At 51.6% G+C, this 23,344-nt stretch carries 21 protein-coding genes; 1 reads left to right on the forward strand and 20 read right to left on the reverse strand.

The annotated features are described in order from the left end of the window. The first annotated feature begins 44 nt into the window (after positions 1-44). Positions 45-3,161, forward strand: coding sequence for an SGNH/GDSL hydrolase family protein (locus ABLV08_RS14425; protein WP_238984054.1), 3,117 nt, complete (start codon positions 45-47; stop codon positions 3,159-3,161). 71 nt (positions 3,162-3,232) lie between these two features. Here ABLV08_RS14425 and ABLV08_RS14430 read toward each other — a convergent pair whose 3' ends face one another. The 20 genes from ABLV08_RS14430 to ABLV08_RS14525 all read right to left on the reverse strand — a co-directional run bounded on the left by ABLV08_RS14430 (position 3,233) and on the right by ABLV08_RS14525 (position 23,342). Further along, entirely contained in the window at positions 3,233-6,148 is a 2,916-nt protein-coding gene (locus ABLV08_RS14430) for a BNR-4 repeat-containing protein (protein WP_320905271.1), read from the reverse strand. A gap of 76 nt (positions 6,149-6,224) precedes the next feature. Then, on the reverse strand, positions 6,225-9,260 hold the full coding sequence (locus tag ABLV08_RS14435) for a host specificity factor TipJ family phage tail protein (RefSeq protein ID WP_063422110.1): 3,036 nt from the start codon (positions 9,258-9,260) through the stop codon (positions 6,225-6,227). Then, on the reverse strand, positions 9,257-9,637 hold the full coding sequence (locus ABLV08_RS14440; protein WP_032712197.1) for a hypothetical protein: 381 nt from the start codon (positions 9,635-9,637) through the stop codon (positions 9,257-9,259). The genes ABLV08_RS14435 and ABLV08_RS14440 overlap by 4 nt, the downstream gene beginning before the upstream one ends. 9 nt (positions 9,638-9,646) lie before the next feature. Beyond that, positions 9,647-10,129: a DUF1833 family protein gene (locus tag ABLV08_RS14445; protein WP_045419358.1), complete on the reverse strand. Its 483-nt coding sequence runs from the start codon at positions 10,127-10,129 to the stop codon at positions 9,647-9,649. After that, complete coding sequence (locus ABLV08_RS14450; RefSeq protein WP_032712199.1) at positions 10,116-10,589, reverse strand: hypothetical protein; 474 nt, start codon at positions 10,587-10,589, stop codon at positions 10,116-10,118. The genes ABLV08_RS14445 and ABLV08_RS14450 overlap by 14 nt, the downstream gene beginning before the upstream one ends. After that, positions 10,589-13,537 carry a phage tail length tape measure family protein gene (locus ABLV08_RS14455; RefSeq protein ID WP_117025800.1) on the reverse strand — a complete coding sequence of 983 codons (2,949 nt, stop codon included), beginning with the start codon at positions 13,535-13,537 and terminating at the stop codon, positions 10,589-10,591. Before ABLV08_RS14455 ends, ABLV08_RS14450 begins: the two co-directional genes overlap by 1 nt. 483 nt (positions 13,538-14,020) lie before the next feature. After that, complete coding sequence (locus ABLV08_RS14460; protein WP_047053439.1) at positions 14,021-14,377, reverse strand: hypothetical protein; 357 nt, start codon at positions 14,375-14,377, stop codon at positions 14,021-14,023. 70 nt (positions 14,378-14,447) lie between these two features. Then, positions 14,448-14,612, reverse strand: a complete 165-nt coding sequence (locus ABLV08_RS14465; protein ID WP_072205652.1) for a hypothetical protein — start codon at positions 14,610-14,612, stop codon at positions 14,448-14,450. Positions 14,613-14,779: 167 nt separating this feature from the next. Beyond that, the gene (locus ABLV08_RS14470; protein WP_117025802.1) at positions 14,780-15,262 is read right to left on the reverse strand and encodes a hypothetical protein; all 483 of its coding nucleotides are present in this window, start codon (positions 15,260-15,262) and stop codon (positions 14,780-14,782) included. 54 nt (positions 15,263-15,316) lie between these two features. After that, positions 15,317-16,489, reverse strand: a complete 1,173-nt coding sequence (locus ABLV08_RS14475) for a phage tail tube protein (protein WP_163366192.1) — start codon at positions 16,487-16,489, stop codon at positions 15,317-15,319. 23 nt (positions 16,490-16,512) lie between these two features. Next, a complete protein-coding gene (locus ABLV08_RS14480) occupies positions 16,513-16,905 on the reverse strand; it encodes a phage tail terminator-like protein (RefSeq protein ID WP_063422107.1) in 393 nt (130 codons plus the stop codon). Further along, positions 16,902-17,453: a hypothetical protein gene (locus tag ABLV08_RS14485; protein WP_063422106.1), complete on the reverse strand. Its 552-nt coding sequence runs from the start codon at positions 17,451-17,453 to the stop codon at positions 16,902-16,904. Before ABLV08_RS14485 ends, ABLV08_RS14480 begins: the two co-directional genes overlap by 4 nt. Position 17,454: 1 nt before the next feature. Then, positions 17,455-17,838: a hypothetical protein gene (locus ABLV08_RS14490; RefSeq protein WP_063422105.1), complete on the reverse strand. Its 384-nt coding sequence runs from the start codon at positions 17,836-17,838 to the stop codon at positions 17,455-17,457. After that, positions 17,825-18,058, reverse strand: coding sequence for a hypothetical protein (locus tag ABLV08_RS14495; RefSeq protein ID WP_063422104.1), 234 nt, complete (start codon positions 18,056-18,058; stop codon positions 17,825-17,827). Before ABLV08_RS14495 ends, ABLV08_RS14490 begins: the two co-directional genes overlap by 14 nt. A 1-nt stretch (position 18,059) precedes the next feature. Continuing rightward, entirely contained in the window at positions 18,060-18,470 is a 411-nt protein-coding gene (locus tag ABLV08_RS14500; RefSeq protein ID WP_063422103.1) for a hypothetical protein, read from the reverse strand. A 3-nt stretch (positions 18,471-18,473) separates the two neighbouring features. Then, positions 18,474-18,686 carry a hypothetical protein gene (locus ABLV08_RS14505; protein ID WP_063422102.1) on the reverse strand — a complete coding sequence of 71 codons (213 nt, stop codon included), beginning with the start codon at positions 18,684-18,686 and terminating at the stop codon, positions 18,474-18,476. Between the two features lie 40 nt (positions 18,687-18,726). Continuing rightward, positions 18,727-19,863 carry a P22 phage major capsid protein family protein gene (locus tag ABLV08_RS14510; protein WP_348855979.1) on the reverse strand — a complete coding sequence of 379 codons (1,137 nt, stop codon included), beginning with the start codon at positions 19,861-19,863 and terminating at the stop codon, positions 18,727-18,729. Positions 19,864-19,950: 87 nt separating this feature from the next. After that, positions 19,951-20,715, reverse strand: coding sequence for a DUF6651 domain-containing protein (locus ABLV08_RS14515; RefSeq protein WP_024359389.1), 765 nt, complete (start codon positions 20,713-20,715; stop codon positions 19,951-19,953). A 106-nt stretch (positions 20,716-20,821) separates the two neighbouring features. Further along, entirely contained in the window at positions 20,822-21,934 is a 1,113-nt protein-coding gene (locus ABLV08_RS14520; protein ID WP_117025805.1) for a phage minor head protein, read from the reverse strand. After that, positions 21,918-23,342 (reverse strand): DUF4055 domain-containing protein, encoded by a 1,425-nt coding sequence (locus ABLV08_RS14525; RefSeq protein WP_045419392.1) that lies wholly within the window; start codon positions 23,340-23,342, stop codon positions 21,918-21,920. The genes ABLV08_RS14520 and ABLV08_RS14525 overlap by 17 nt, the downstream gene beginning before the upstream one ends. Between the last annotated feature and the right edge of the window lie 2 nt (positions 23,343-23,344).

The following is a 23,344-nucleotide window of genomic DNA, read 5'->3' on the forward strand; positions in this document are numbered from 1 at the left end:
CTCAAACCCTCGTTTGGGCGAAGCCTCTTTTTGGAGCAAAAAACATGGCCTTTAACCCGCCGCTGGGATCGACCAACGCCGATGTTTTTATGGGCAACGTTCAACGTCTGGATGAACTGATTAACGGTCCTGCTGCTGATGTTCCCGATCGCGCAGGTGACCCGCTATATTCCTGGCGTCTAATCCGTCAGAGCCTGATTCCTCTTAGCCGTCAGTACATGACACTTGCAGACGCACAGGCGGATATTGCCAATATTCCTGCCGGGAGCGCCGTCTATGTTCGCAGCGTGGATGGCTCTGCGCTGGCGGACGAGTATATTAATAATGCCGGCACGCTGACCCCTACAGGGCGTCAAATGCCATCGCAACGAACTGTTGATGCCATCATGCCGGAACTGATTAACCCGGGCGTTAATCTTTTCAACAAAAATACGGTTACCCCTGGATATTATTTGTTCGAAGGTTCGGGCGTGCCGACGGCAAACCCGGATTATTGTTATTCAGAACGGATAGGCATTGTTGGCGATGCCCCGTACACAACCCGAATCAACACCAGGGTTGCGACATTTTTTGATGCTGATGGCATGTACCTATCCGATGTCAGCAGTGTGACGTCATTTACAGCGCCAGCCAGTGCAGCGTTTGTTGTTGTCTCTGTACTAATCAGTAATCTGGATGTATTCCAGTTAAACTTTGGCGTCGGCCAGATGCCGTACACGAATTACGAGTCCATCGTCAGCCCTGTCATTAATGGTGCTACCACAAATGGATATGTCGCGCTGGGTTTTGCGCATGGGAAAAACTTCTTTAACCCCTCGCTGGTATTTGACGGTAGGCATTTATCATCGACCGGAACGATAACTAATAACAGCGACACGTCAATGTCGGTGTCAGGCTATATGAAGATTGACGCAACCAAAAGCTACTGCTCTAACCAGCAGTGGCGGGCGGCAGCGTATTACGATGCTAAAGGCCGGTTTATCAGTGTGCAGGCAGTTGATGGTTATGGCTCGAAAACGATAGCCGCACTTGTTATCCCTGCTGGCGCAGTGTTTATGCGCATTGAGGTTCCTACTCTGGTTGTTCCGGCGATGATGATTGAAGAGAACAGCCTGGCTACTGAGTTCGAGCCGTTCCGGCAGGTTGCACCTGATGCATTTGACGGTGTACAGGTCACGTTCGCTGAGGAGCCGGAGGAGACCATATTGTTTGGCCCCGGCGTAAACCTGTTTAACAAGAACGCTGCCAGTTTTGGTTACATCAATGAATGGGGATCTGTCTATCCCGTACAGGGGGCGTCAGGGGCTGGCTATGTCTATTCTGACTATATCCGGGTCATACCTGCCACGAAATATAAAGCCGCTGCTCAGTTACGGTTTGTGGCGTTTTACAATGCTGACAAGCAGTACATCTCCACGCTTTCACTGGTTACCGAGTTTACCCCGCCTGAAAATTCTGCCTATGCACGCATCACGCTGGCACAGAATGTAATGGAAACCATGTTTCTGTCAGAAGGTGATTATCTCGCGCCGCGAGCTGATTACCAGCACCTGATGGAGCCGGTAGCTTCAGATGGTTCAGCACTCAGAGTTCCGGGGGAAATGGTGCTCGCTGATGGGCTTGATATTAACTTCGTTCAGCAAGGGCTTCTTGTATCGGGGAAAAACCTCTATAACAAAAACACCAGAAAATCTGGCTATATCGATGAGCAGGGCATAATTCATGAGCCTGATTCCCGGTACTACTACTCGGATTTTATCCCGGTGACACCTGGGATGAAATTCGCCTTTAACTCTGACTCCCGATTCGTCGCTTTCTATGCCAGGAATAAAGGGTTCATCAGCTCTCTGTCTGATACGGGCCAGCATATCCGGGTGATTACCACTCCTGCCGATTGCTATTTTGTGCGGATCACCACGTCCGTTGCCATCAGCGATACGTTCCAGATGGAAGCGGGTGAAGTGTCTACGGCGTATGAAGCATTTACCTACTCTTTGCTGTCAACGATGCCAGACGGGACTCCGGTTACTGGCGGCGGTGCGGCACCGGAAGATACTACCGTTCCTGACTCATACGGACTTGAACGGTTGCGTGAAACCCATATGCGACTGAACAAACTTACCTATGGCGGTAATGTGCAGTTCTCCTGGGCGATGATTGGTGACAGCTACACAAGGGGGCAGGTACGTTATGCCCTGAAATGTGCGCAGAAATTATGGCATCTCTATAACGGTACTGCGGCGACGGTCACCGTTCCGCCCATTGGTTTTGGGTATCGATCGTTCGGTTATGACCAGTTCGGCGACAATACCGATATTATCGGCACGGTGATAACGCAAACTGGTTTCGCCTGCCAGTACAACACCGGTAACGGGTTGGATATCTCATCAGTCACTAGTGCTGCTGCAGGAGCGACGCTGACCTGGAATGACGACTTTAGCCTGGGGTTCACTTATACGCTTTACGCCGAAGGCGGCGGCGGAATAATCAGCTATAACGCCCCAGGGATGGCAGCGCCGGTGGAGATTGATTTGTCCACCTATGCAGCGGGTATGCAGATGATCCCGATGCCGTCGATGCCGACTGTAGGTAGCGGAACGGTAACGATAACGCTGGTTTCCGGTAGTGTGGTGCTTTACGGCGTCAGTATCCAGAACGCCACGCAGCCGGGTGTCATCGTGCATAAGCTTGGTGGTAGTGGTTCGCATACTAACAATTGGGTGAATGCCGATGAAACTCGCTGGGAGACGGCATTTACAACCCTGAAAGCAAATCTGGCTACCATCATGTTGGGCACAAACGACCAGGGGGTGAAGATTACTCCGGAGACGTTTAAATCAAACCTCCTGACGATGATTAACCGCATCCGCACAGCGTCGCCGACCACTGATATTATGCTGATTTGTCCTGCAGAAAATAACCGTCCGGGAGGAAATACTATCCCAATGTCTAGCTATGCCCGGGAAATGTACGAACTCTCCCGGGAGCAGGATGTAGCATTCCTTAATCTGCAAAGCTCTTTCGGAGTTCACCCTGCAGATTATGCCTATGGTTCCGCGCGTCCGTGGATGGTGGGGGATGGATTGCATCCTGACCCGGATACTGGTGGGTATGCGATTGCAGCCGCACTAATCAGGGCTATGTTGCTTCCACAGATATAAAGTTGAATTTGGTAGGGAGACCCTTTAATCCCACCCGGTAACTCTTGCATACGGTTATCGGGTGGGGGTTATTAAGGCATCACTGCAACTAACAGATACCCTGGCTCATCTGTGTATCGAGCGTACATAGGGTCCGCATAACCAATCGCACCGCGAGTTGCCAGCATCAGCAGTTGGTTATCGTTCATCAGAGTATTGGTATTTACCGCCAGCTCTAGTGTCCCCATATTGAACCCGGTAACAATATGCTCTACCGGGTTACCTGGCTCAGATACATCGATTGCCCTGATTTCTCCATCGCGCCCCATTTCGGTTGTTCGATAGAATATCCATGTTTTCCCATACTTGTTGCAGCCAATGGCCGGACGACTAAGGGAACCGTCCAGTAGAGGCTTTGTAGTATTGACCTTGAATGTGAACTTTGAAACGAATTCCTCATGCCAGTCTGAGCCGTCAAACCAGATATGAGCGATTTGCGTATGGTTATTCTCATCAGTCTGCCACAGGCAAGTGTGGTAGTGGCTGTCATAATCACACGCGCCGCCATTCTGATTAACATAACCAGAATACAGAGCGATATCAGCGATCTTCTCGCTGTTGGCTTCTGTCAGTGGTGCAGGGTAATTTACAGTGCCGGCAGCGTTTGTCCATGTCAGTCCCTTATCCATCGATTTCGCATAGTACAGGCCGCGGTTAGCATCTGCTGTGTTCGCATTGACGCGTAGGCCAAAGCAGAAGTGCAGCGAATCATCCCGGCCAACACCGAGGCGTTGTTCATAGGCGTTCGCGTTGAGGTCTGTTGCTGCAATCTGGAATACAGGTCCAAACGTTCTGGTCGTGTCATTAAACAGGGCTGAATAATACTGACCAGCAGCCGATAGCCCCTGTCGCCAGAATGCCTGCGTGGTTCCGTCCGGGTAATTGACAAACCGAGGATAGGTTACCTCCGCTGACGCGGTATAACTGATTGCCGTCCATGCCGTAATGTCATATGGAGCATTGGATATAACAGCCCGGCACGGTTTGGCGTGCATATTCCCGCTGACAATTAGATAACCATCCTTCGTCACGCCCAGGCTGTAAACGTTATGACTATCTTCTTCGGTTGGCGATGCTAAAGGGTTTCCGGTGACATAGTGAAGGTCGAAATATGTCCACACTCCGGTGAGATTCTCTTTGCGCATGATGATGGGATGACGGTTCCCACGTGTACCAACTGCGAAAGTGTAATTCCCGGCAGTGACAACGTTATCCTGAATATATACGGCAGCGTTGTAGTTAAATCTGTTATCCAGTTTTACGGGTAACTGCTCCAGAGTCGCACCAATAACAGGCGTCTGCACTGCCCCGTTATTAATCAGGTCATCAACCTGATTTTGCAGAGCGTACAGGTCCTGCAGCAGCTTGTAGCTGCGCTGGAATGCTGTAACGCTGTATGCCTGTTCGACGCCACCCAGTACACGCCGCACCCTGACATACATCACCCCATCCTGAGAAGCGATAACGCTGCGGGTTAACTGGACGTCAGAGGCGCCGGTACTGATATAGATATCCAGGGGCGCAACAAAATTTTTGTCATGGTCCAGCTGAATGAAATATGCCATTTGCTGGCCGACGGTCGCTGAACCGTAGATGCCGGACATCGTGACTTGATCGCCTTTTGATACTGGCAGGTAATACGCCAGCCAGTCATTACCGGCACTGCTGTTAATCGTCCCGTCATACAGCATTACGACGCCAAAAACATAGTAATTGCCGTTTTTGGTGTAATCAATGGACTGACCGTTATCCCCGATAGCTTTTAAAACGTCATATTCAGCAACCCCGCCAGCAATACCAACATCGGAAGAAGCAATCAGAAACTTCTTCATGAAATTGATATACCACCCAGCATTCCCGCTATTTTTTACCCGGACATAAATATAACCATCCTGGATAGCCGTTCCTCTAACCGTGCCCTGCCTTGTTGCATCACCAGTAGTGACATTGACTGCTAAATCAGACACGTACTTTTTGTCGGTATCGCACTGAATCAGCCATGCCGTAACGGTCCCTGCGGTTGCCAGATCAATAATGCCAGAATATTCAGCCTGGTCCCCTTTGCTGCAAGGAATGTAATACGCATCCCATTCAGGATAAGAGCCGGAAAGACCGCCAGAAAACAAAACAAACTGGCGGGTAATTTCCCAGACAGATGATGCACTTTCCGGCCAAAGCCCCTGGTTAAGCTGAGAAATGCCGTTCAAATAGTCATCAGTGGTAATCAAATGCTTTTTGAGAAAGTTGATATTCCAGTTCGGGTTTACACTATTACGCACGCGAACATAAATATACCCCTCCTGAGTTGCAACGCCGTGTACAGTTCCCTGCTCAGTTGCAACACCTGTCGAAACGGTTTCCGCCAGAACCTTAACGTAGTTTTTGTTATTGTCGCACTGAATCAGCCAGGCAGTTGTTTCTCCAGCTGTTACTGTGTTGATAACACCAAAATAATCAGCCTGATCGCCTTCTTTGCAGGGAACAAAATACCCATCCCATGCGTCATTAGCAGCAAAAGTGCCATCCCTGAAAATGACAAAATTCTTAGTAATTTCCCATGAAGAGGATACGTCAGATGGATAAATACCACTCAGTAAATAATTAATCGCCGTGGCGATACCACTTTGTGACGGCATTTTACGCCCGGTTGCCTCCAGTGTTCCGCCGTTGTTGATATATTCATCCGCAAGTGAACTCCCGTCAGCACTGCGCACATAGGTCGCTGAGCCATCAGGAATGTTGGCAATATCCGCCTGTGCGTCTGCAAGTGTCATGTACTGACGGCTAAGAGGAATCAGGCTCTGACGGGTTAGGCGCCAGGAATATAGCGGGTCACCTGCACGATCGGGAACGTCGGCTGCAGGACCGTTAACTAGTTCATCCAGACGTTGAACGTTGCCCATAAAAACATCGGCGTTGGTAGTTCCCAGCGGCGGATTAAAGGCCATGTTTTTTGCTCCAAAAAGACGCTTCGCCCAAACGAGGGTTTGAGCGAAAGAAAGTTAATCGGGGAAATTTTTGGTTTTAAGAGACGCTGCCGGGGTAACTGGCGTCGTCGTATTGGTAGAAAATGTCGCTGTATTGTCTTGTCGTCACCTGGCAGGTTCCGTCCGCCTGCGGGGCTATCTCCTCAAATATGGCATCGTAGACACTTCGCGTTGAGCTGCAGAACACCAGCCGCGGCGGTTCGATGCTCGGATCGTCCAGCAGAATTTCATCAAAAGCAGCCTGCCACGGAACGGACAACTGATAATCCCCGACAAAGGTGGCCACCAGCAGCCCGGAGGCAGAACCATCCTGGTATCGCAGAATTGCGCGCGGGTTTTCAAAGGACCAGTCCAGTGGCTCGGAGACGGTAAATACCGTTTGACCGCCAGATGTGGCCATATCCATAACCAGGCTACTTACTGTTTTATTTCCCGGAATGTCATCCGTCAGCAGAATGCGATCGCCATACTGATAGACCAGCGCATCCAGTTCTGTTGTCGTGTTATGGCCCAGCCGTTGATACAGGTATTTCATCAGGCGACGCATGCCGATTTGATAGGCGCGGTTCGGGTCAAGCACCCCATCGAGGGTATAACTCTCAATTTTCCTCGGTGTGGGGTTATCCGGAGTCCGGCATTGCACCGTTTCTTCTGACCACGTCGTGCCATTGATATAAGTGACATCCACAGCATCGTAATCATCGGCGGACGGCGCCGAGAAGGTGGTCTGTAACTCTTCGGTCATTTCATGCGGGCTGATAATGCCGGACCAGTTCTTAATCCCTTCCCTGCCTACAGATGCGAGCCCGTCACTCAGCAGGAAATATGATTTCCCCGCTGTGGTGATCTTCTGCAGCATTTCCAGCGCGGAGACACTGTCACCTGTCGCGAAGTCGAAATACTCATTTTTCGGGGTCCAGTAGGTTGCCTCAAGGGTGTTAATGGCTTCGGTGTCCATTGCCAGGCCAAGAGAATTACCAACATGAAACAGCGCGCTGGAGATGCGCCGCGGGGCGCCGGTATCATAAATACGCGTGGCCACAACGTTTACGCGCCGATCAGACTGCGCCGCCAGTTTGCCGCCAGATTCCACCGTCACGGCCATTAACGATACACCGGCATATGATGCCGGGCGGGTCAGTAACCTGCCGCGCAGCGCCTGCCAGTACATAGAGTCCCTGGAGTTTTTACTGCCCTGCTCATTACGCCGCCGGCAGCGAACCTCAACCAGTCCAGGGGTAGCCAGTTCAAATCGCTCAGTGAACCCCAGGGCATTAATGTTCTTCATCCGGTACCGTCCGGTTTTGCTCACCCAGCCCGAACCAGAACCATATACCCGGTACTGAATTTCATAATCAACGTTACGGTAATTCTTGCCACCGGATTTTCCGAAACCGCAAATTCCGGAAGGGAATGAAAAATTCACTTCAAATGCATTTACCACCTCATTATCCGGGCAGGCGAGAAACGGGCCCATCCAGCTATTGTTGTCGTTAATCCCGGTCGCCTGGTAATCAATCATCGTCCTGGGTGAGTAGCCTGGCCAGGTATTATCAACGGTTCCGTTAACCATTCGCTGTACCGTCGCGGTTGTACCATCTGCTGAGGCAATACGGTATTCATTTCCCCGATGCGCCAGCGACAGCCGCTGCGTCCCTTCAGGAATGCCGGAAAATGCCGCGCCGCTTCCACTCCCATAAGCAAGGGTAACATTGGCGGTGATCGCCGGGCTGCCGCCGCTGGATGCGGTACCAGCGGTAAAAACTGGACTATCCCCGAAAACGGAAACCGGAAGTGATGAGGCGGTAATACTGCCGCCCAGCCACGGACTGGACTTCTCAACGATGCGAACTACCCCGCCATCATCCTGCGCGACCAGGTTAGACCCAGCTATCGCTTCATTGATTGCCGCCAGCAGGCCAGACATATTGCCGTAGTTAGCGATCAGCGAAACGGTATAAGTAGTCGCCTGCCAAGTCAGGGTAAACGTCTGGCTGCTGGTCGAAAAATCATAGGTTGTTGGGGCTGCACTGCCGCGCAATGAAGCTGCCGATCCCCCCACGCCCGGAACAGCATCCTGCTTTGGCGTGAACGTAGCGATGAAGAGATCATATTCTGCCCCGTTAATTTCCAGCGTAACGGGCATGCCGGCATAGGGGTTAATCTCAGTCAGCGTGTCACTGAACAGGACGCTGTAACCCGATGAAGACGAAATCAGGTAGTTGGTCGGCGCGATGATAGTCACCAGCGCACCTTCCACCCAGGACTCAGGCAGAGAATCATCGCCATCATCATCGCTCAGCCCGGTGAACGAAACCGACGATCCCGAAACGGTCATGCTGTCGGCGGTAATATCGGATGAATCCGGTGCCGTCTGCGCCATATCAAGGCCGCTGCCGCTGGACGTTCCGCCCACCTCGGTAGAGTTGAACCAGTTTTCACTGCGGCGATCGCCGGAAACATCCGCTCCCGGCGGATACAGTGTCCAGGAGAATGAATCACCCAAGGCGGAAATAGGCGTCGAACCAATCCTGATATCGCCGTTAGCAAATGCCACATTTCCACGACTCACGCAGATCAACATCTCAACTGTCATTCTGGTTGGGTCATCAGGGTTAAAACGACTGACCGGCTGAACAACATAATCCGGATAAACCCGCGCACGCCCGAACAATTCCCGAATAGGATCGCCAAGTTTTGCTGTATTCGCTTTTGCCGGGTTTAAGTCCAGAGACTTACCCGTAGATGAATCGTAGGCTCCCGTATCGAGGTTATTCATCATGTAGATGGAATAAGCTGCAGCGGCTACCGCTACAACCAGGGCGGCAATGGCAAAGCCTGTCGCGTAAGGGACGGGGTAAATCTTCACGTCAGTATCTGGTAACAGTTCGCACCGCGGCCATTCCTCTGATGCTACGGGCACGCCATCAATCTCAACGCTGATTGGCTGTGGCAGCCCGGGATCATAATTTTCGACATTCCTCTGCATCCACTCATGCAGGGTTATGCGCGCATGCTGATGGCTTTCAAGTGGTCCGCCAGGTAACCGGGAGGGATAAATATTGATCGTCATCGCCAGAATTCCACCTTGATAAATCGCCGTTTAAATTTCCAGACCGGCATAAAAGAAACGTTCGAGCCGGGGTTACATTCCGCTACCTGCAGCAACCCGTTCAGCTCAACAACAATCCCCACATGGGTGACCATTGTTCCCGAATAACACGCCACGCCAGCGCCGACGCATGGTTCACAACGCTCAAGCTTCAACATCAGCTTTCTGGCTTCTTTATCAAGGCCGCCGCCATCTTTGGTCACACCTGCAAAGTCTGGCCATTCGGGTAATCCAAGGTCGCGTCGTATCTCATTTACGATGCCAAAGCAGTCGAGTTGCGGATACACTCTGCCGCCCTTCAGCCAGGTGACCGAAAGGTATTTATCAGGTTCAAACATGGGGAAACCTCAACTCATGTAACGGAGGCCGGGATACTCATTAAGGGTGTAACGGAATCTCGGCCAGGCGGTATCGAGAACGTTCATATAGCCGGCTGTGATTTGTGCCTGCAGCGCTGTCCAGGATCCCGATTTGATAGCGAGCGTATACGGCACGGTAGCCGGAGCGTTAAGGTCCGTTGAAACATATTGCCTGTAAGTCATAGAGCCATCTTGCCTCGCTGCCAGGGCATCACGAATCGCTGTACTCGCCTCCCCTTTTATGTTGCTGACAGCGAACTTTAAATCCTGTGTACCGTCGCTGTTTCTGGCCGGGATGGCGATATCGATAGCTGCGGCTGAAAAGGTTATAACAGCGCCATTTTCGGTCGTCGCTGTAATATCGTCGTAGCCCTTGCAGAAATAATGCACCGTCGAACCGATATTGATTTGCAGCGTTTCAATGATGACTTCCGATCCGCTACTGGCATAAAGCCGGTTAAGCACCGTCATGCTTTGGCCACTCCCTGTTTAATGCGATATCAAGCAGTGAACTACCTGCTATCCACTCGGGGTAGTTACCCCACGGCGGAGGCAATAGTGGACGCTCCCATAACTCCAGCGTCGCCGAATACCGCCAGTAGATGGGAGCCACCAGCACTGGCCCCTGATAGATATCCGTAAAACGACATTTGTAGAATTTTATGCCTGCGGGGGTTTGCAACTTCATCATGAACCAGGCCGCACCATCAGAGAGCGCATCGCGGTACCACGATTCAAACGTTAGCCCCTGAACATCGCTCTCCATAAACCAGGATACAGTCGCTTCCGTGGGAGTCGAGGTATACGCCCTGCGTTGTCTCGCCCGGCCTGTGGTGAGTTGAGTTCGTTTCAAAGGGCTGACTGGCTGGAATCCATAGCCTTCTTGTAAAGGCATAGGGAGATAGTCATGCGGATAAAATATTTCAGCCATTACCCTGTTCTCCGTCCAGTGTTATACCCCCCAGTTAATGCCTTGTGCACTTGGCCAACCCCTTTTGCCAGATCGTTAGCAACCTGCTGGTAACCTTGTTTTGCTCCTTCACGAGTAGCCTGCTGTACAAGCAGCACAGTCGCGTCAGAAGGATTTCCATTGATGGTTATTGGAGGAACCGTGACTGTGGGGCGGATGATGGTCGTTTGCTGGCTGTTGCTAACGTTCTGAACGCCAGTCCCAAACCCCGAACGCCCCAATGTGGCATCAAGTGGCTTGCCGTTCCGTAACGCCTCAAGTTGTGACACGCCGATTCGATTTGTAGACTCCTGGTCGAAAACGTACTCCCCTTTATGAACAATACCCGCTGGCTGATACTTTCCGCCTGAGCCAGTATATCCACCAGAAGCAAAGCCGACGGCGGCAGCACTGGAGATGCTGGACGTTATTGTAGCCATGAGGCCTGCAACAGTAGCCATTGCTGCTAAGTTGTATGGGAATGGCTGGCTTGAAAGCGCCTGCGCCATTGCCATTGGCAATTGAACAGCCGCCTGAGCAAGCGCAAAAGCTTTTTGCGTAACAAATGCCGCTTTATACATTACAGATTGCTCGCCGAACATCGCCCCCATCGAATCGGTGATACTGGAGAAAGAGTTTTGCGCTGATTGCATCTGTGCGGCATAAACTGCGGTGCTTAGTGCTTGCTGGTTCTGTTGTCCTTGCTGTTGGAGAGCCAGCAATTGCTGCTGCTTCTGCTGCTCATTCAGTAAAGTACTTTGTGTGATCGCCTGCTGCTGCTGGTTCAGCCAGGAAGCATAATCAGTCTGGGCTTGCTTCAGCTTTTCGATAACCTCAAGCTGCGGCTCTATTTGCAGCCCTATCATGTTCAATCCCTGCCCTGACAGGTCACTATTGGTTGCTCCAGACGTCAGCGTACCACCGGCCTTGTTCACACCTGATATAACGGAATCAGGCAGCACTGATTTACCAATCAGGTCGCTCGCCTGCTTCCCAGCAGCCTCCGGCGTCAGTTTCTTCAGCTCAACCATCTTCTGAAGAATTTCGAGGCGTTTTTGCAACGTCTCATTTTGGCGCAATTCCTTTGGTGCAATTTGCTCCTGCATTTTCCGGTAGTCATCCAGCGTTTTAACTGAACTCTGCAAAGCCTCCTGCTGCTTATAGGCCTGCAATACTTCGTCAGAACGGGAAAGAATCGACTTCTGGTCGGCGGTTAGTTGCGTTTTAGATTTGAGGTCAGCGATCTGCTGTTCGAACTTAACCCGTGCCTGCGTAGCGCTATTAAGTTTATCGCTGGCATCCAACTGGGACTGCATCGCGGCAGTCTGCTGGTGTATCTGGTCAAGAAGCCGAGTTGCTGCGTCCTCTGCGTAGGCTTTTCCTTGAGGCGTCTTCGCGATCTTTGGTGCTTTTGGATCTTTATACATCTCGTTAATACGAGAAACATTTTTAGCGTACTGGTCTGCCGTGATAGCGCCAGCCTTCAAGAACTCACTCTGCTGCTTAATAGCTTTATTTCGCTTATCAGCATTGCTCAAGTATTGAAGGTTAACTCGATCCGCTTCCTGCTGAGTTTTAATGCGCTTTTGTTCTGCTTTGTCATGATCTGACAAAATATCATTTAGCGTATCTTCCGCTGTAATTTGCGACTGAATAGCATCCCGTTGTTTGAGCATCTCCGGAAGGTTACTAAACCGAGCATTTAACCCGTTCCAAAAACCCCCATCCGCCTGACCTTTCTGCGCCTCGGCAATGTTTTCATTTAAGGTACTTAACTTGACTTGTAGGGTCTGCTCGCGCCCAATGTTGAGCATCGCATCCCATGCACCTTTAGCTGCTTTCCCCAGCGAGTCCCAGGCACTTTCAAGAAGGCCTAGATTCTGATGAATATCATTTGCACGCTGCTGCATGGTATTGGCGTACGCATCGGTCGCTACGCGTGCCGCCTCTTGCTGATTCCCTTCATCCTGCAAGGCCTTAATCTGGTTGTAGGTTGCCAGAGTTAAAAAATGGTATTGGTCGTTTAGTTTAGTAATGGCCGCAACCGGATCAGCTGCAATATCGTTGAAGTCACTCACAAGTTTTTCAGTGGCTATTCCTGTCGCGTCACTGATTTTTATGACTGCAGTTGTTACACGCTCCAGTGAATCGCCTGCGACTTTTCCAGATGAAACTAACTGATTTAACGTTGAAGCGGCTTTCCCGGTGGTTGAATCTGCAACAGCTCCTGCACGAGCAGCCATATCAGCAAGTTGACCGGATGTTTTCCCTACCTGATTACCAGTTAATACGAGGGATTTATAAAATTCGTCCTGCTCTTGAGCGCCTTTATAGTAAGCAAGACCAAGAACACCAACAGCTGCGGCAGTAATCGTAAAAGGGTTAACCAACCCCATAACATAGGTACCAACTCCCTTAATAGCTGGCCCAATACCGCCAAACATATCTTTTAACTGCCCCCCCTGCTGCATAAGCACCATAAAAGGGGATTGGCCTGTAGAAAGTCCGACTACGATATCCGTCATCTGAGCGGGAATCATGCGCATTGCAAAAGCTGTCTGGGCAGCAGACTGCCCAGTTTTTTTCAAGTCGTCACGAAAGCCGGTTAATTTGTTACGAGTCTCTTCAATTCGCTTTGAATAAAGCTCAAATGTATCTGTATCTACCATCCCTTTCGATTTGAACTTCGCCAAATCCTGTTGTTGTTTGTCCAACTTATTCAGGGCAGCATTCACCGGGTCAATACGATCAAGAAGTTCAGATAGAGCCTGCTTTTCTTCGTCCGTAGCCTTTATCACCTTGCCAGCGCTCGAAGCAGCACGGTCTCCAGCCTGAGTCATTTTTACCAGTGCAGTTGCGAGATTATCGGCCTGTTTCTCTGCTCCGGAGCTATCAATAACAATGGCAAGGCGGGAGGTTTGTTCTGTCATTTAGCGATCTCCGGGCAATAAAAAACCCGCTGATTAAGCGGGTTAAGAATAGTTTAAGAAGTGATAATCAGTGAAGGTTATCTTCTTTATTGCAAGGCATTGCATTACACCGCTTAGCTATAGCTAAGTCAGCCCCCTGTCAGATGCATGGTTCATTGCCTAGCTTTTTTATCTTGCTCATACTCAGATGCTATATGATCGTAAGTAATCTTGGCATTGAGGCATTGCCTGGAGGTGTCACCGTCCCTAAGGCATTCGCCATGATATCTAGCAATATTCGATGTCATACTAATTGCTGATATGAATATAGACTCACACGCCTTATTTCCATTACACGCTTGAGATTTCATGCTATCCAAAAGCCGCACTTCCTCAATCTGAGCAAAAGAATATGTACAAAAAAAGGATAATACCAATCCTACAAAAATTGCTTTCATACCCCTACCCATCAGTTAAAAAGCCACCCGGAGGTGGCTTAATAAATCAGCTTGCGTTCTCGCAACCCGGCAGACTGCGGTCAATCACAAGGTTGCCTTCAACACGCAGACCTATTTTACCAAACAGGAAAGCATGGTTTAGCTGAGTGACAACTACGTCTGACAGACCAACAGCACAACGATCTTTTTCAATCGCGCGGTCTGCTGCAGTTTTCACGTTAGGGATCCCAGTAGGGAAGATGATGACCGGGTAGCTATCTTCAGCAGTAACTCGTTTACCTTTGTAGAACTTGCCCCCGTTAAGGTTGTAGTTTTTGGTACTTGCTACAGTTAAGTCTGCAACACGCACAGTACAACCCGAAAGTAACAGCGCTCCAAGCGCCAATGCGATGACTTTTTTCATTTTATATTTCCTTTGATTGCAATCGGAAACATCCTAACACATGAGTTATGCATCGCAATGCTACAATTATTTAGCGTTTTTCCTGTCGTTTCTGCTCCGCTGCCCACTCGTCACGCCACGCATCGTCGAGCGCCAGGATAGCGGCGTCAAACTCGGTGCGGTCAATCAGGATGGTGCGCGATGCCAGATATAGCTCAATATCATTCAGGGATAATGGGAGCGGTACTCCGGCCATGCCAGCATATTTCCTGCTGCGCGATATCATGGCATAGGCATTGAGGATCTCCCCTGTTACTTCATCAATTTCTGGCTCAGGAATCGGTGGAAGGTTCAGTTGCTCCCGGCGCCATTTAGCCTTATCTCCCCTTTCGCCCCCGAACTCCTTTAGCCACGCCTGCGCCTCTAGGGCTTTTTTACGGTTTCCTGAGTCTGCTGCTCCTTACCCTGAGCTATGTTTGCAGCCTCTGCCAGAATCAGCCAATACAACGCGGGGTTCTGCTTCAGTAACGCGACGCCAAGTTCGGGCGTATACGCTACAGCCTTCTCAATACCATCCACCAGCTCACCTACTCCCTCCCAGTCTTTCAAAAGAAAGCGCGCGCAGTTATCGATGAGCAGATCATCAATTGAGTCAATTTCACCCACGCTGGCGAGATCGAACGCGTCGGTACCGACCTGATAGCTCGCGTCCATTTTGTCGATATGGCGCCGCACCAGCGCATTGCGTGAGCGGTACTGTGGATTCTCGCTGCTGGTCACCAGCAGGCGGAGTTTAAACAGTGCTTCTTCTTCCGGTGTGTATTTCTTTTTACGGCCATCAGGCTTTTTAAAAGGGAAAAACCAACGCTCGCCACTCAGATCAAGTTGAGAAGAAATAATCAGCATACAGACTCCATAAAAAGCCCGAACCGCGATGTTCTGCGGAACGGGTCAGGGAAATTAAGGTGCGGTGACAGTGATTTCAGACGTTGCCGTAAAGGTACGAGCCTTCCCGGTGATCGTGGCGTTTCCGGCAGCATTGCGGGTCACTTTCGCCGTTTTTTGCCCGGTAGAAACTACGCTGGCAATCGCAGGGTCAGATGACGTCCACTGGACGATATCTGTTGAATCAGCAGGCGTAAGCGTGGCAGTTAATGTCACCGTAGAGCCGACTGCGCCATTTGAAGTGGCTGGCGCAACACTGATTGCCGTCGCCGGTACTTTTGGCGCGCGGGTAATCGTTGGCGGCGTATTGGCGGCGGTGATATCGAGCTGAACCTGTACGATGTCAGTATTCCCGGCGTCCGGCCAGTCGCCAGAAATCTGAACTTCAGGGAAGCTGAAGGTATAAGCGCCTTCGGCGTTCTCCAGCGTGAAGGTAAACGGCACCGTTTCGCCGGTGAAGGTTTTTTTATAAATCTCCCAGGCCGCCTTGGACCATGACAGCGTGATCTGGCCTGACGGTGTAAAGGTCGTCGGAATGTTTGCGCCAGCAAATGCTGAGCCGGTACCGATACAACGCTGAGTCTGCATGTTGTTATCAAACTGGATATTAAACGTATCCACACAGAAGCCAGCACCACCCGCCACCCCGTTCAGACTCAGGCCTGTCACTTCCTTAAACGAATAGCGCAGCGCGCCTGCACCATCCACCGGGTTAGTGAAATAGCTGGTATCGTCGGCTTTGGTTTCCCAGTCAAGCCCGGCGAAGGTAATGGTCGCAGTTATGTCGCCATCATTCGGGATTTCAATCTGGAAAGTGGCAACCTGGCAACCGCGGGCAATCTGTGCGATCCCTACATCATCAGCGTATGAAGAAACTGAAAAAGTAATGCGGTTGTTGCCCATCGTCAGCACATTATCGAGCCAATCCGCTCCGAAACAGCTCGCCAGAAAATCATCATGCTGATTCCAGCGAAATCTGGTGCCGACATCGCCGCCGACATCAATCGTGCCACGGGAAACGCCCTGCGCCATGCGGTCACCGCCGATTTCATCGTTATCGTTGGTGTTCTGCGTTGGCATCACCCCGAACGACGAACGGCGTAACAGGTTCCAGACACCAGCAGAGGGTGTCTCCCCCGGTGTGGTTTCGCGAATAAACGCGGTTACTACTTTTGCGCCTGAACTCACAGGAGCCTCCTGTTGATTGTGCGCTACAGAGCGCGATAAGGGATTTGAAGATTGAGCTGTGACCAGCCATCGGTTTCACCTGCCGGGATGGCGGATACGGCGAAATAACTCAGCTTTCCGTCGTCCTGGAACTCGAAGAGTTGCGTTAATTTGTCGGCGGCCTGAGCCAGCTGCAGAGTGCCTGAACCAACAGGGACGAAAAGCTGGATGATGAGAACCCCTGTTCGGTGGACAGTCGGCCCTGCTCCAATTTCGTTAGCACCTGCTTGTCCGGGGATGTCAGTAAGACGAGCCCAGATTTTTCGACCGCTGGGATCGAATACAGGACCGTTTGGGTAGTCCACCGCATCCTGGGCAATAGCGGTCTGCGTCGTCATTCGTCTGATGACAACGTTTCTTATTTCTGTGAGGGTCATTTGTAGGCCTGAATTACACCATTAAATGAGACGGCATAGACGCCTGTCGGCGCTTGCGTAGAGTGGCCATTCTCCAGCGGTACGGAGTAAGGGAGGTTTGACTGAATGTAAATCACCGAGTAGGCCGGCGCCTGATTGATGATATTTTTCCCGTTGAGGAATGTCATTGTTCCGCGCGGGTCAGGCTCTGATGGTATTGAATGATCCGGTTCGCCGATGCTGACAAAATGCGACGCCCGAAAGGTTCCTGCTCGATACTCAGCCGGGCGCCGGATATCCATGCCATCGTTAACACGGACTTTCTTTCTGAGACGGCCAGTCTTTGTCAGGTTGGCAGGATCGGCATATAGAGATTCGTTCCACTCACCTACCGCTTTGTTGTACTGCATCGCAGTGGCGTTGATAGCCCATAACTCCGGGTTACCTACAGGCGATCGCTGGACGATTTCATTCAGCAACTGAATGGCGATGGTTCTTTGCCGTAACCTGACGTCGTCCTCCACCAGCCCGGCAAATGCCGCAGGGTCAATGTTCCAGCCCTTAGCCATATCACGCCCTCCGCAGTTGAATGGAGTACGCAGCACCAGCAGAGTCGGCAGAAGCGGTGATGACCTCGTAGCGCTGGAGTGCGCCAGTAATCGGGTCAGGAGCCGTGATAATGTGCTCAACCGCTGGCTTGTCTGTGACCTCATTAACCAGGGCGGTTAGTTTCACATCACCATGAAGGATATTAACGCCATCGATGCGGCGGAGTTTATAGCGCGCCAGCACTCCGCGCCCCGAGTAAGTCACCTGCGTTTCAGTGCCGGTTTCCGTAACCGGGTCCCAGTCACCTCGAACGGTGTATGTTCCAGTGAAATCCTTAACAGCATCCTTCAGGTCGGTATCGAATGCCGCGGCGACTTCGGTTTGCAGTTCGTCACGAATTCCCATTGCACCCACCACTACGCAGCTGAGGTTTAACGATCACCGTACCGTGGAGTTTTCGGGTATAAATTTCGCCGTTGCGCTTAACCCGCAGCGGGAGCGGAGCAAACTCAACAACGCCCTTTGCCGGGTTTGCGTAAACGACATGTTTGAACGGGTTTCCATTCACAAATACATCGCGAGGACCGAGCCCGTCACCGGCATAATGCACATCCGGATTTTGCATGTTACCCCCTTACCAGCCGCACCTGAGACTGACTAACGCCATATGGCTTAAGCATTGCAAGCGCCAGCTGCAGATCAGAATCAAGCAATGCAGAGCTGTTGGTAGCGAGTTCTGCGAAGGTTTTGGAAACGCTGACATCGTCGGCATCTACCGTCTTGCTGAGGAGCACGCCAGAGTCAGTTTTCTGCTGATACAACCCGCCATTTGCCGCCGCCAGCGCCGCATAGGCGCCAGCCTGTTTTACATCGTCAGGAATGATGGTTTCGTGAGTTGCCTTATCGCACGGCAGTTTCAGGTTAAGCCCATTCATCCAGGTATTAGTCATCAGCACAGATTTGGCTTTTTTGCTTTCATCTGTCCAGGTGGCACCGAGAATCGAATTGACATCTCCAACGGTGATGAAAGTGATCATGCATCACTCCATTTCTTTCCAGCCGTGCGCCTTCCAGTTCTCCACTTCATCAGGGTGAACGTTGGCGGTATTAGGAGCGCCGGGGAATGCCGGGAAATCGGTAACCATCGCCACCAACTGCGATGTGGTCGATACAGATACGTTGTTATCCGCCTGCGTAAACGCAGTTTGCTCAGCAGCTCGTTGTGCGCGCTGCTCTTTTGTTAATCCGGCCATAAGCCCTCCACAAAAATAAAGGGGCCGAAGCCCCTATTTATCAGCCCAGCAACAACGCTGAGTGCGCCGACTTAACTGCTGCTACGCCCCAGGACAAACCGACTTCGTAACGCACCTGGCGATACTGGCGGTACAGAGCAACCTGATAAGTGATGCCTGACACCGGGTCAGTAACGTTCATGACGTCATCCGCAGTATCACCGCCCTGCGGCATTGCCGGGGTACGCGCAGCCAGCAGGAACGCGTTACGGTCGAATGCCATGTTTGCGGTATATCCACCTACGGTAGTAATCGCGGAGTTATCCGCCAGCGCCTGACGCAAGCCCGGTGCCGCCAGGGTAATAGTGGTAGCAGTAGCTGCAGCAACGAGGTATTTGTTGCTGTCACCGTCAAACGTCACAATATCACCTGCCGTGAAAGAACCCGTGCCGGTATCAATCGCGATCAGGATGTCACCCTCAGATTTTGCACCATTTACCAGATAATCATCGGCAGCCGATGCTGCACGTTTTTTGACGTGTGCAGATTCGTGGATGTTGAATCCCTCCAGACGGCCCACGATACCTTCACGCAGCAGCGCATCGGTACCAGACTCGTTCACCTTGAACAGAACTGACTGTTTACCACGGAGGTTAGCAATCGCAGAGGAACCAAGGACCATCTGCAAATCGGTAGTCGGGGAGCCGTTATCGGACAATACCTGGCGCGCATTTGCCGCATCTGACAGATCGCCCGCAATCCCGAATGGGGCAGTACCAGCCGTACCGACAGCGCGGGAGGAAGCGAAATACAAAGCCGCGAGATCTGCATCCATCTCATTAGCCAGCGCGCGAAAAGCCTGCTTAAACTGATCAGCAAGGATGGTGTTGTATGTCCCTGCGGGCCCCAGCGCCAGTTGTTCCTCACCGTTCCATTTGACCGGGGCCATTTTGGATTTGGTGATTTTGACATCAACGGCGCCGATCGTCTGGTCGCCGTCATTTGGCGCAGTAGCCCCCGGGGTAATATCAACAGTGGTTGCCGGTGGCGCAACCGGCGCAGTAACAGTCTGGTCCTTCGCAGCTGCATCAGCTTTCGCATTACGCGATACAGCCGGGATAAAACCGACCTGTTCGCGAGATACGGTATCCAGAGCCGTGAAGATAGTCGGGATCAACCCGGTAAGCGTATTAGCCATGTGTATGGATTCCTTGGAGATTAAAATATAGGGTTGGTTGAGCTATCCAGCTCCGGCACCAGCAGCCATCCGGCAGCTGGCAAAGAATTAATCGACGATGGTGATACCGTCTTTGAGAGTTGATTGCTGATCTGTCGGGCTCAAACTGGTAAACGCATCGCGTTTCATCGTTTTCTGCCCGAGTGAATGCTGAGACTGCCGTGAGCCGCCTCCCTGGTTGCCGCTGGCCTTCAGAATGTGGTCTTTCTGTGGGTACTGCTCCACCAGGAACTCCAGCGCCTCATCAAAGGCCGCCAGTTCGCCCGGTTTAGAGCGGGAATAAATTTTGTTGCCTGAACCGTCATAGGCAACGACTTTGCCATCCTCGACTTTGAAGGATTGACCGAACCGCGCCTGAAGCATATCTGCCGGGATTGCTACTTTATCTGCGATGAATTTCGACCCAGAGAAACGGCCGCCGATCATTTCCTGATAAAGCTGGCCTTCAAGGGTCGTCGCACGCTGGGTAGCTTCATCAAGCTGCGCCTGGAAGGATTTGGTGATATCCGCTTTAACCTGATCAACGGCGCCTGCGTCGATCAGTTTTTTCTGGTCGATTTTAGTCATCATCTCCAGCGCTTCGAGCGCCTTTGCCGGATCGCCGATTTTGGCAAACTTAGCCAGACCGGCTTCAGCGGCTTCTTTGGCTTCACGATGAGATTTTGCCTCGCCATTCAGAGAGGAGATTTTCCCAACGGCCTGCACAGCATCAAAACCAACTTCCTGGCCGTCATCGTGGACGTAGACGGGTAAACCGCTGGAATCGACTTCTGCATAGCTTTTGCCGTTAACTTCGACTGTTTTCAGTTTCATGTGGTTACCTTTTCGGTGGTCATCCGACCGTTGCACCGCTCACCATCCGGATCACGGCAATAAAAAAGGCCGCCCGGAGGCAGCCTGATTGAAGACTTAAAAAGCTTTAAAGTCTGGCGTTGCTGAACGCCTGAGCATCCAGGTTACGAAGTTGCTCCAGAGTCAGCCATTCGCCCTTGTCGTTGTAGAAGTCATCAGGCGACATGCCGCCGTCACGAATCAGCCGGGCCCGGGTTACGCCAACGATCTGGGACTGTCGCGTGAACGACTGGCGCGAGAACCAGCCCTGATAATCGGTATCCAAAGGCACCTGCCCGTCCATGCTGGCGCGCGAGCTATTTGATATTTGCCCTACAGCAATACCGAGCTCATCAGACGATTTCAGGATGTAGGTTTCGACGCTGCGACAGCAGAAATGGATTTTCCCGGGTCCCTGCAGATACGGCACCTTATGGCCGATCGGCTTGTTATCCAGTGTGTACTTGAGGCGGTCGCGAATCCGACAGTCTTTTGATGTACGGTTATCCAAAGTGGATAACCACTGCTTACCCTTCAAAATGTCATCGTTCGCGTCTGCAAAGCTTTTCCTGGCAGTCGAAGCAAGATGCCCTACAGCCGTTTTTGCAATACTGCCAGCATTGGAGCGGCTCATCTGCAGCGCGCCATCCTGATAGCCACGGTTAGCATGACCCCGGACCTTTCTGGCGATTTGCTCATGGGTATCGCCCAGGAGAAAACCCTGCCGCACTGTATTGGATATTCTAGCCATCCTGTCAGCTTCAAGGTTATCTGCCCACTCCGAAAGCAGGCGCCCCTGAAACGGCTGTGCCATCGCAGTTGCATAAACGACATCCGGTGAAATGCCCACCAGTGGATGAAGCGATAGAACATCATCGGGGATCGCAAACTGGAACAGGCTCATCTGAAAGCCTGCTTCGTGCTGGGCGAGTTGCTGCAGCTCATCAGATAGGCCCGCGTACATTGACTGCACAGCCTCACGATTGAGAGCTCTGACACTAACGAGCAGCGCTTCCATTCGCGACACGGTAAAGCTGTCAGCATCCAGGCTATCCATCGCCACCAGCAATCTGGCTGTCAGTTCCGCATCGCTGTCATTCAGGATTTTTATCATTCTGTTTGCAACGCTGGTGCTGTACCGCGCTACCCATATCGCATGCGCTATCGATTCATCCTGAAGCTTGTCATTCGCCGTTGCCATTTGCACCCCCCTGGTTACTCAGCCCGCCGGCAAGCGTGACCTGCTGATTCCGCAACTCGTCGATTACCTCTTCGGGCTTCGCGTCCGGATCGATAAATTTGAGGGCCTGCAAAACGCGAACAGCATCAACCTGACGTATATCCCCCCCCTGACGGAGCGACTGAACAGCCGTTGCAGCTGCGGCATCAAACGTCTGGGCTGAAACGTCCAGTTCGGTGCGTACATCGACATTGCCGCCTTCTTTCTCGCCCAGCCATTCCGCCATAATCTGCAGGATATTATCGAGCGCATCCTCAAGCGAGCTTGCCATGGTGTAGAGAGGTGAATTCTCCTGCATCCGCTCTTCGTGAGTCTGGTCTAAGGATTTAGTCGATGTGTTTTCCGCGCGCAGCAATTTTGCGCCGGCCTGACGCATCTGGTTTTCCAGATCCTCAAGGGAAATCTTACCGGCTTCAATCGCAGCCCCGGTATGCTCGACATATTCCAGTCCCTGCCGCTGGCGGTCATCGAAACGAGTCGCAGAGGAAGAACCTATCGTCAACGTTTCGCCATCAGCCAGACCGTAAGCCACCAGCAACGGCACACGAGCGACATGCAGGATGTTGTCCTGTTCACTCTGACTCTGCCAGTGCTTGATATTCAGTAAAGCGAGATTAAGCAGTGGCGGTGAACCGCGCATAAAGCCTGTTCGCTTCGTGTAAAGCGTCACCAGGGGAATATCATCGCGACTGGTTTCCCACTCGTCGTGAATCTGCCACTGGCTTTCACCATTTTCACCTTTATTTCGGCGATAAATTTCAACCTTACCCGGCATGATATGGCGTATTTGCTCAACTTTCGTTTGCCCGTAATCATCGCCATCAATAATGATGACCTCTCTGATACGCAGATCGGTCAGCACCACTTTCCCTTTAACCACTTTCGATTTCCAGCCGATGACCTGGCGAGGATTTAACATCGTGGCATACGGGCGGGATCCCGCGGCTTTTTCGTCGGCTTTAGTTTTTACTGCCTCCGGGTCAATTTTCGGGAAGTCCACCAGCGCATGTACCAGACCATACTGGAATCCGATGCTGAAAAATTGCTGTGCCCAGACATCGAGCCGGTTTCCTTCCATATCAATATCTGGCGACAACTCTCGTATTTGTTCAGGAGAGTCCTCACTCAATACCGTCGGCTCAGCAAACACTCGCCCGATGTTTTGTTTAATGGCCTCTTCATAGGCAGGTAGTAACGTTGCCGAAGCTAAACGCTCCTTATAGCTTTCAGGATCTTCGTTCGGCCATTTCGGGAGATACTTCTTGCCCTGCCGGCGCATTTCCAGCGTGCCGCCCATCAGCGCATCATTAATATCCCATGCCTCAACCATATCGTTATAGTCGAGGTTGGGCGTTGAAATATCAGGCATGT

Source organism: Klebsiella sp. CN_Kp088, assembly GCF_040064335.1.
In the GTDB taxonomy this organism is placed as follows: domain Bacteria; phylum Pseudomonadota; class Gammaproteobacteria; order Enterobacterales; family Enterobacteriaceae; genus Klebsiella; species Klebsiella aerogenes.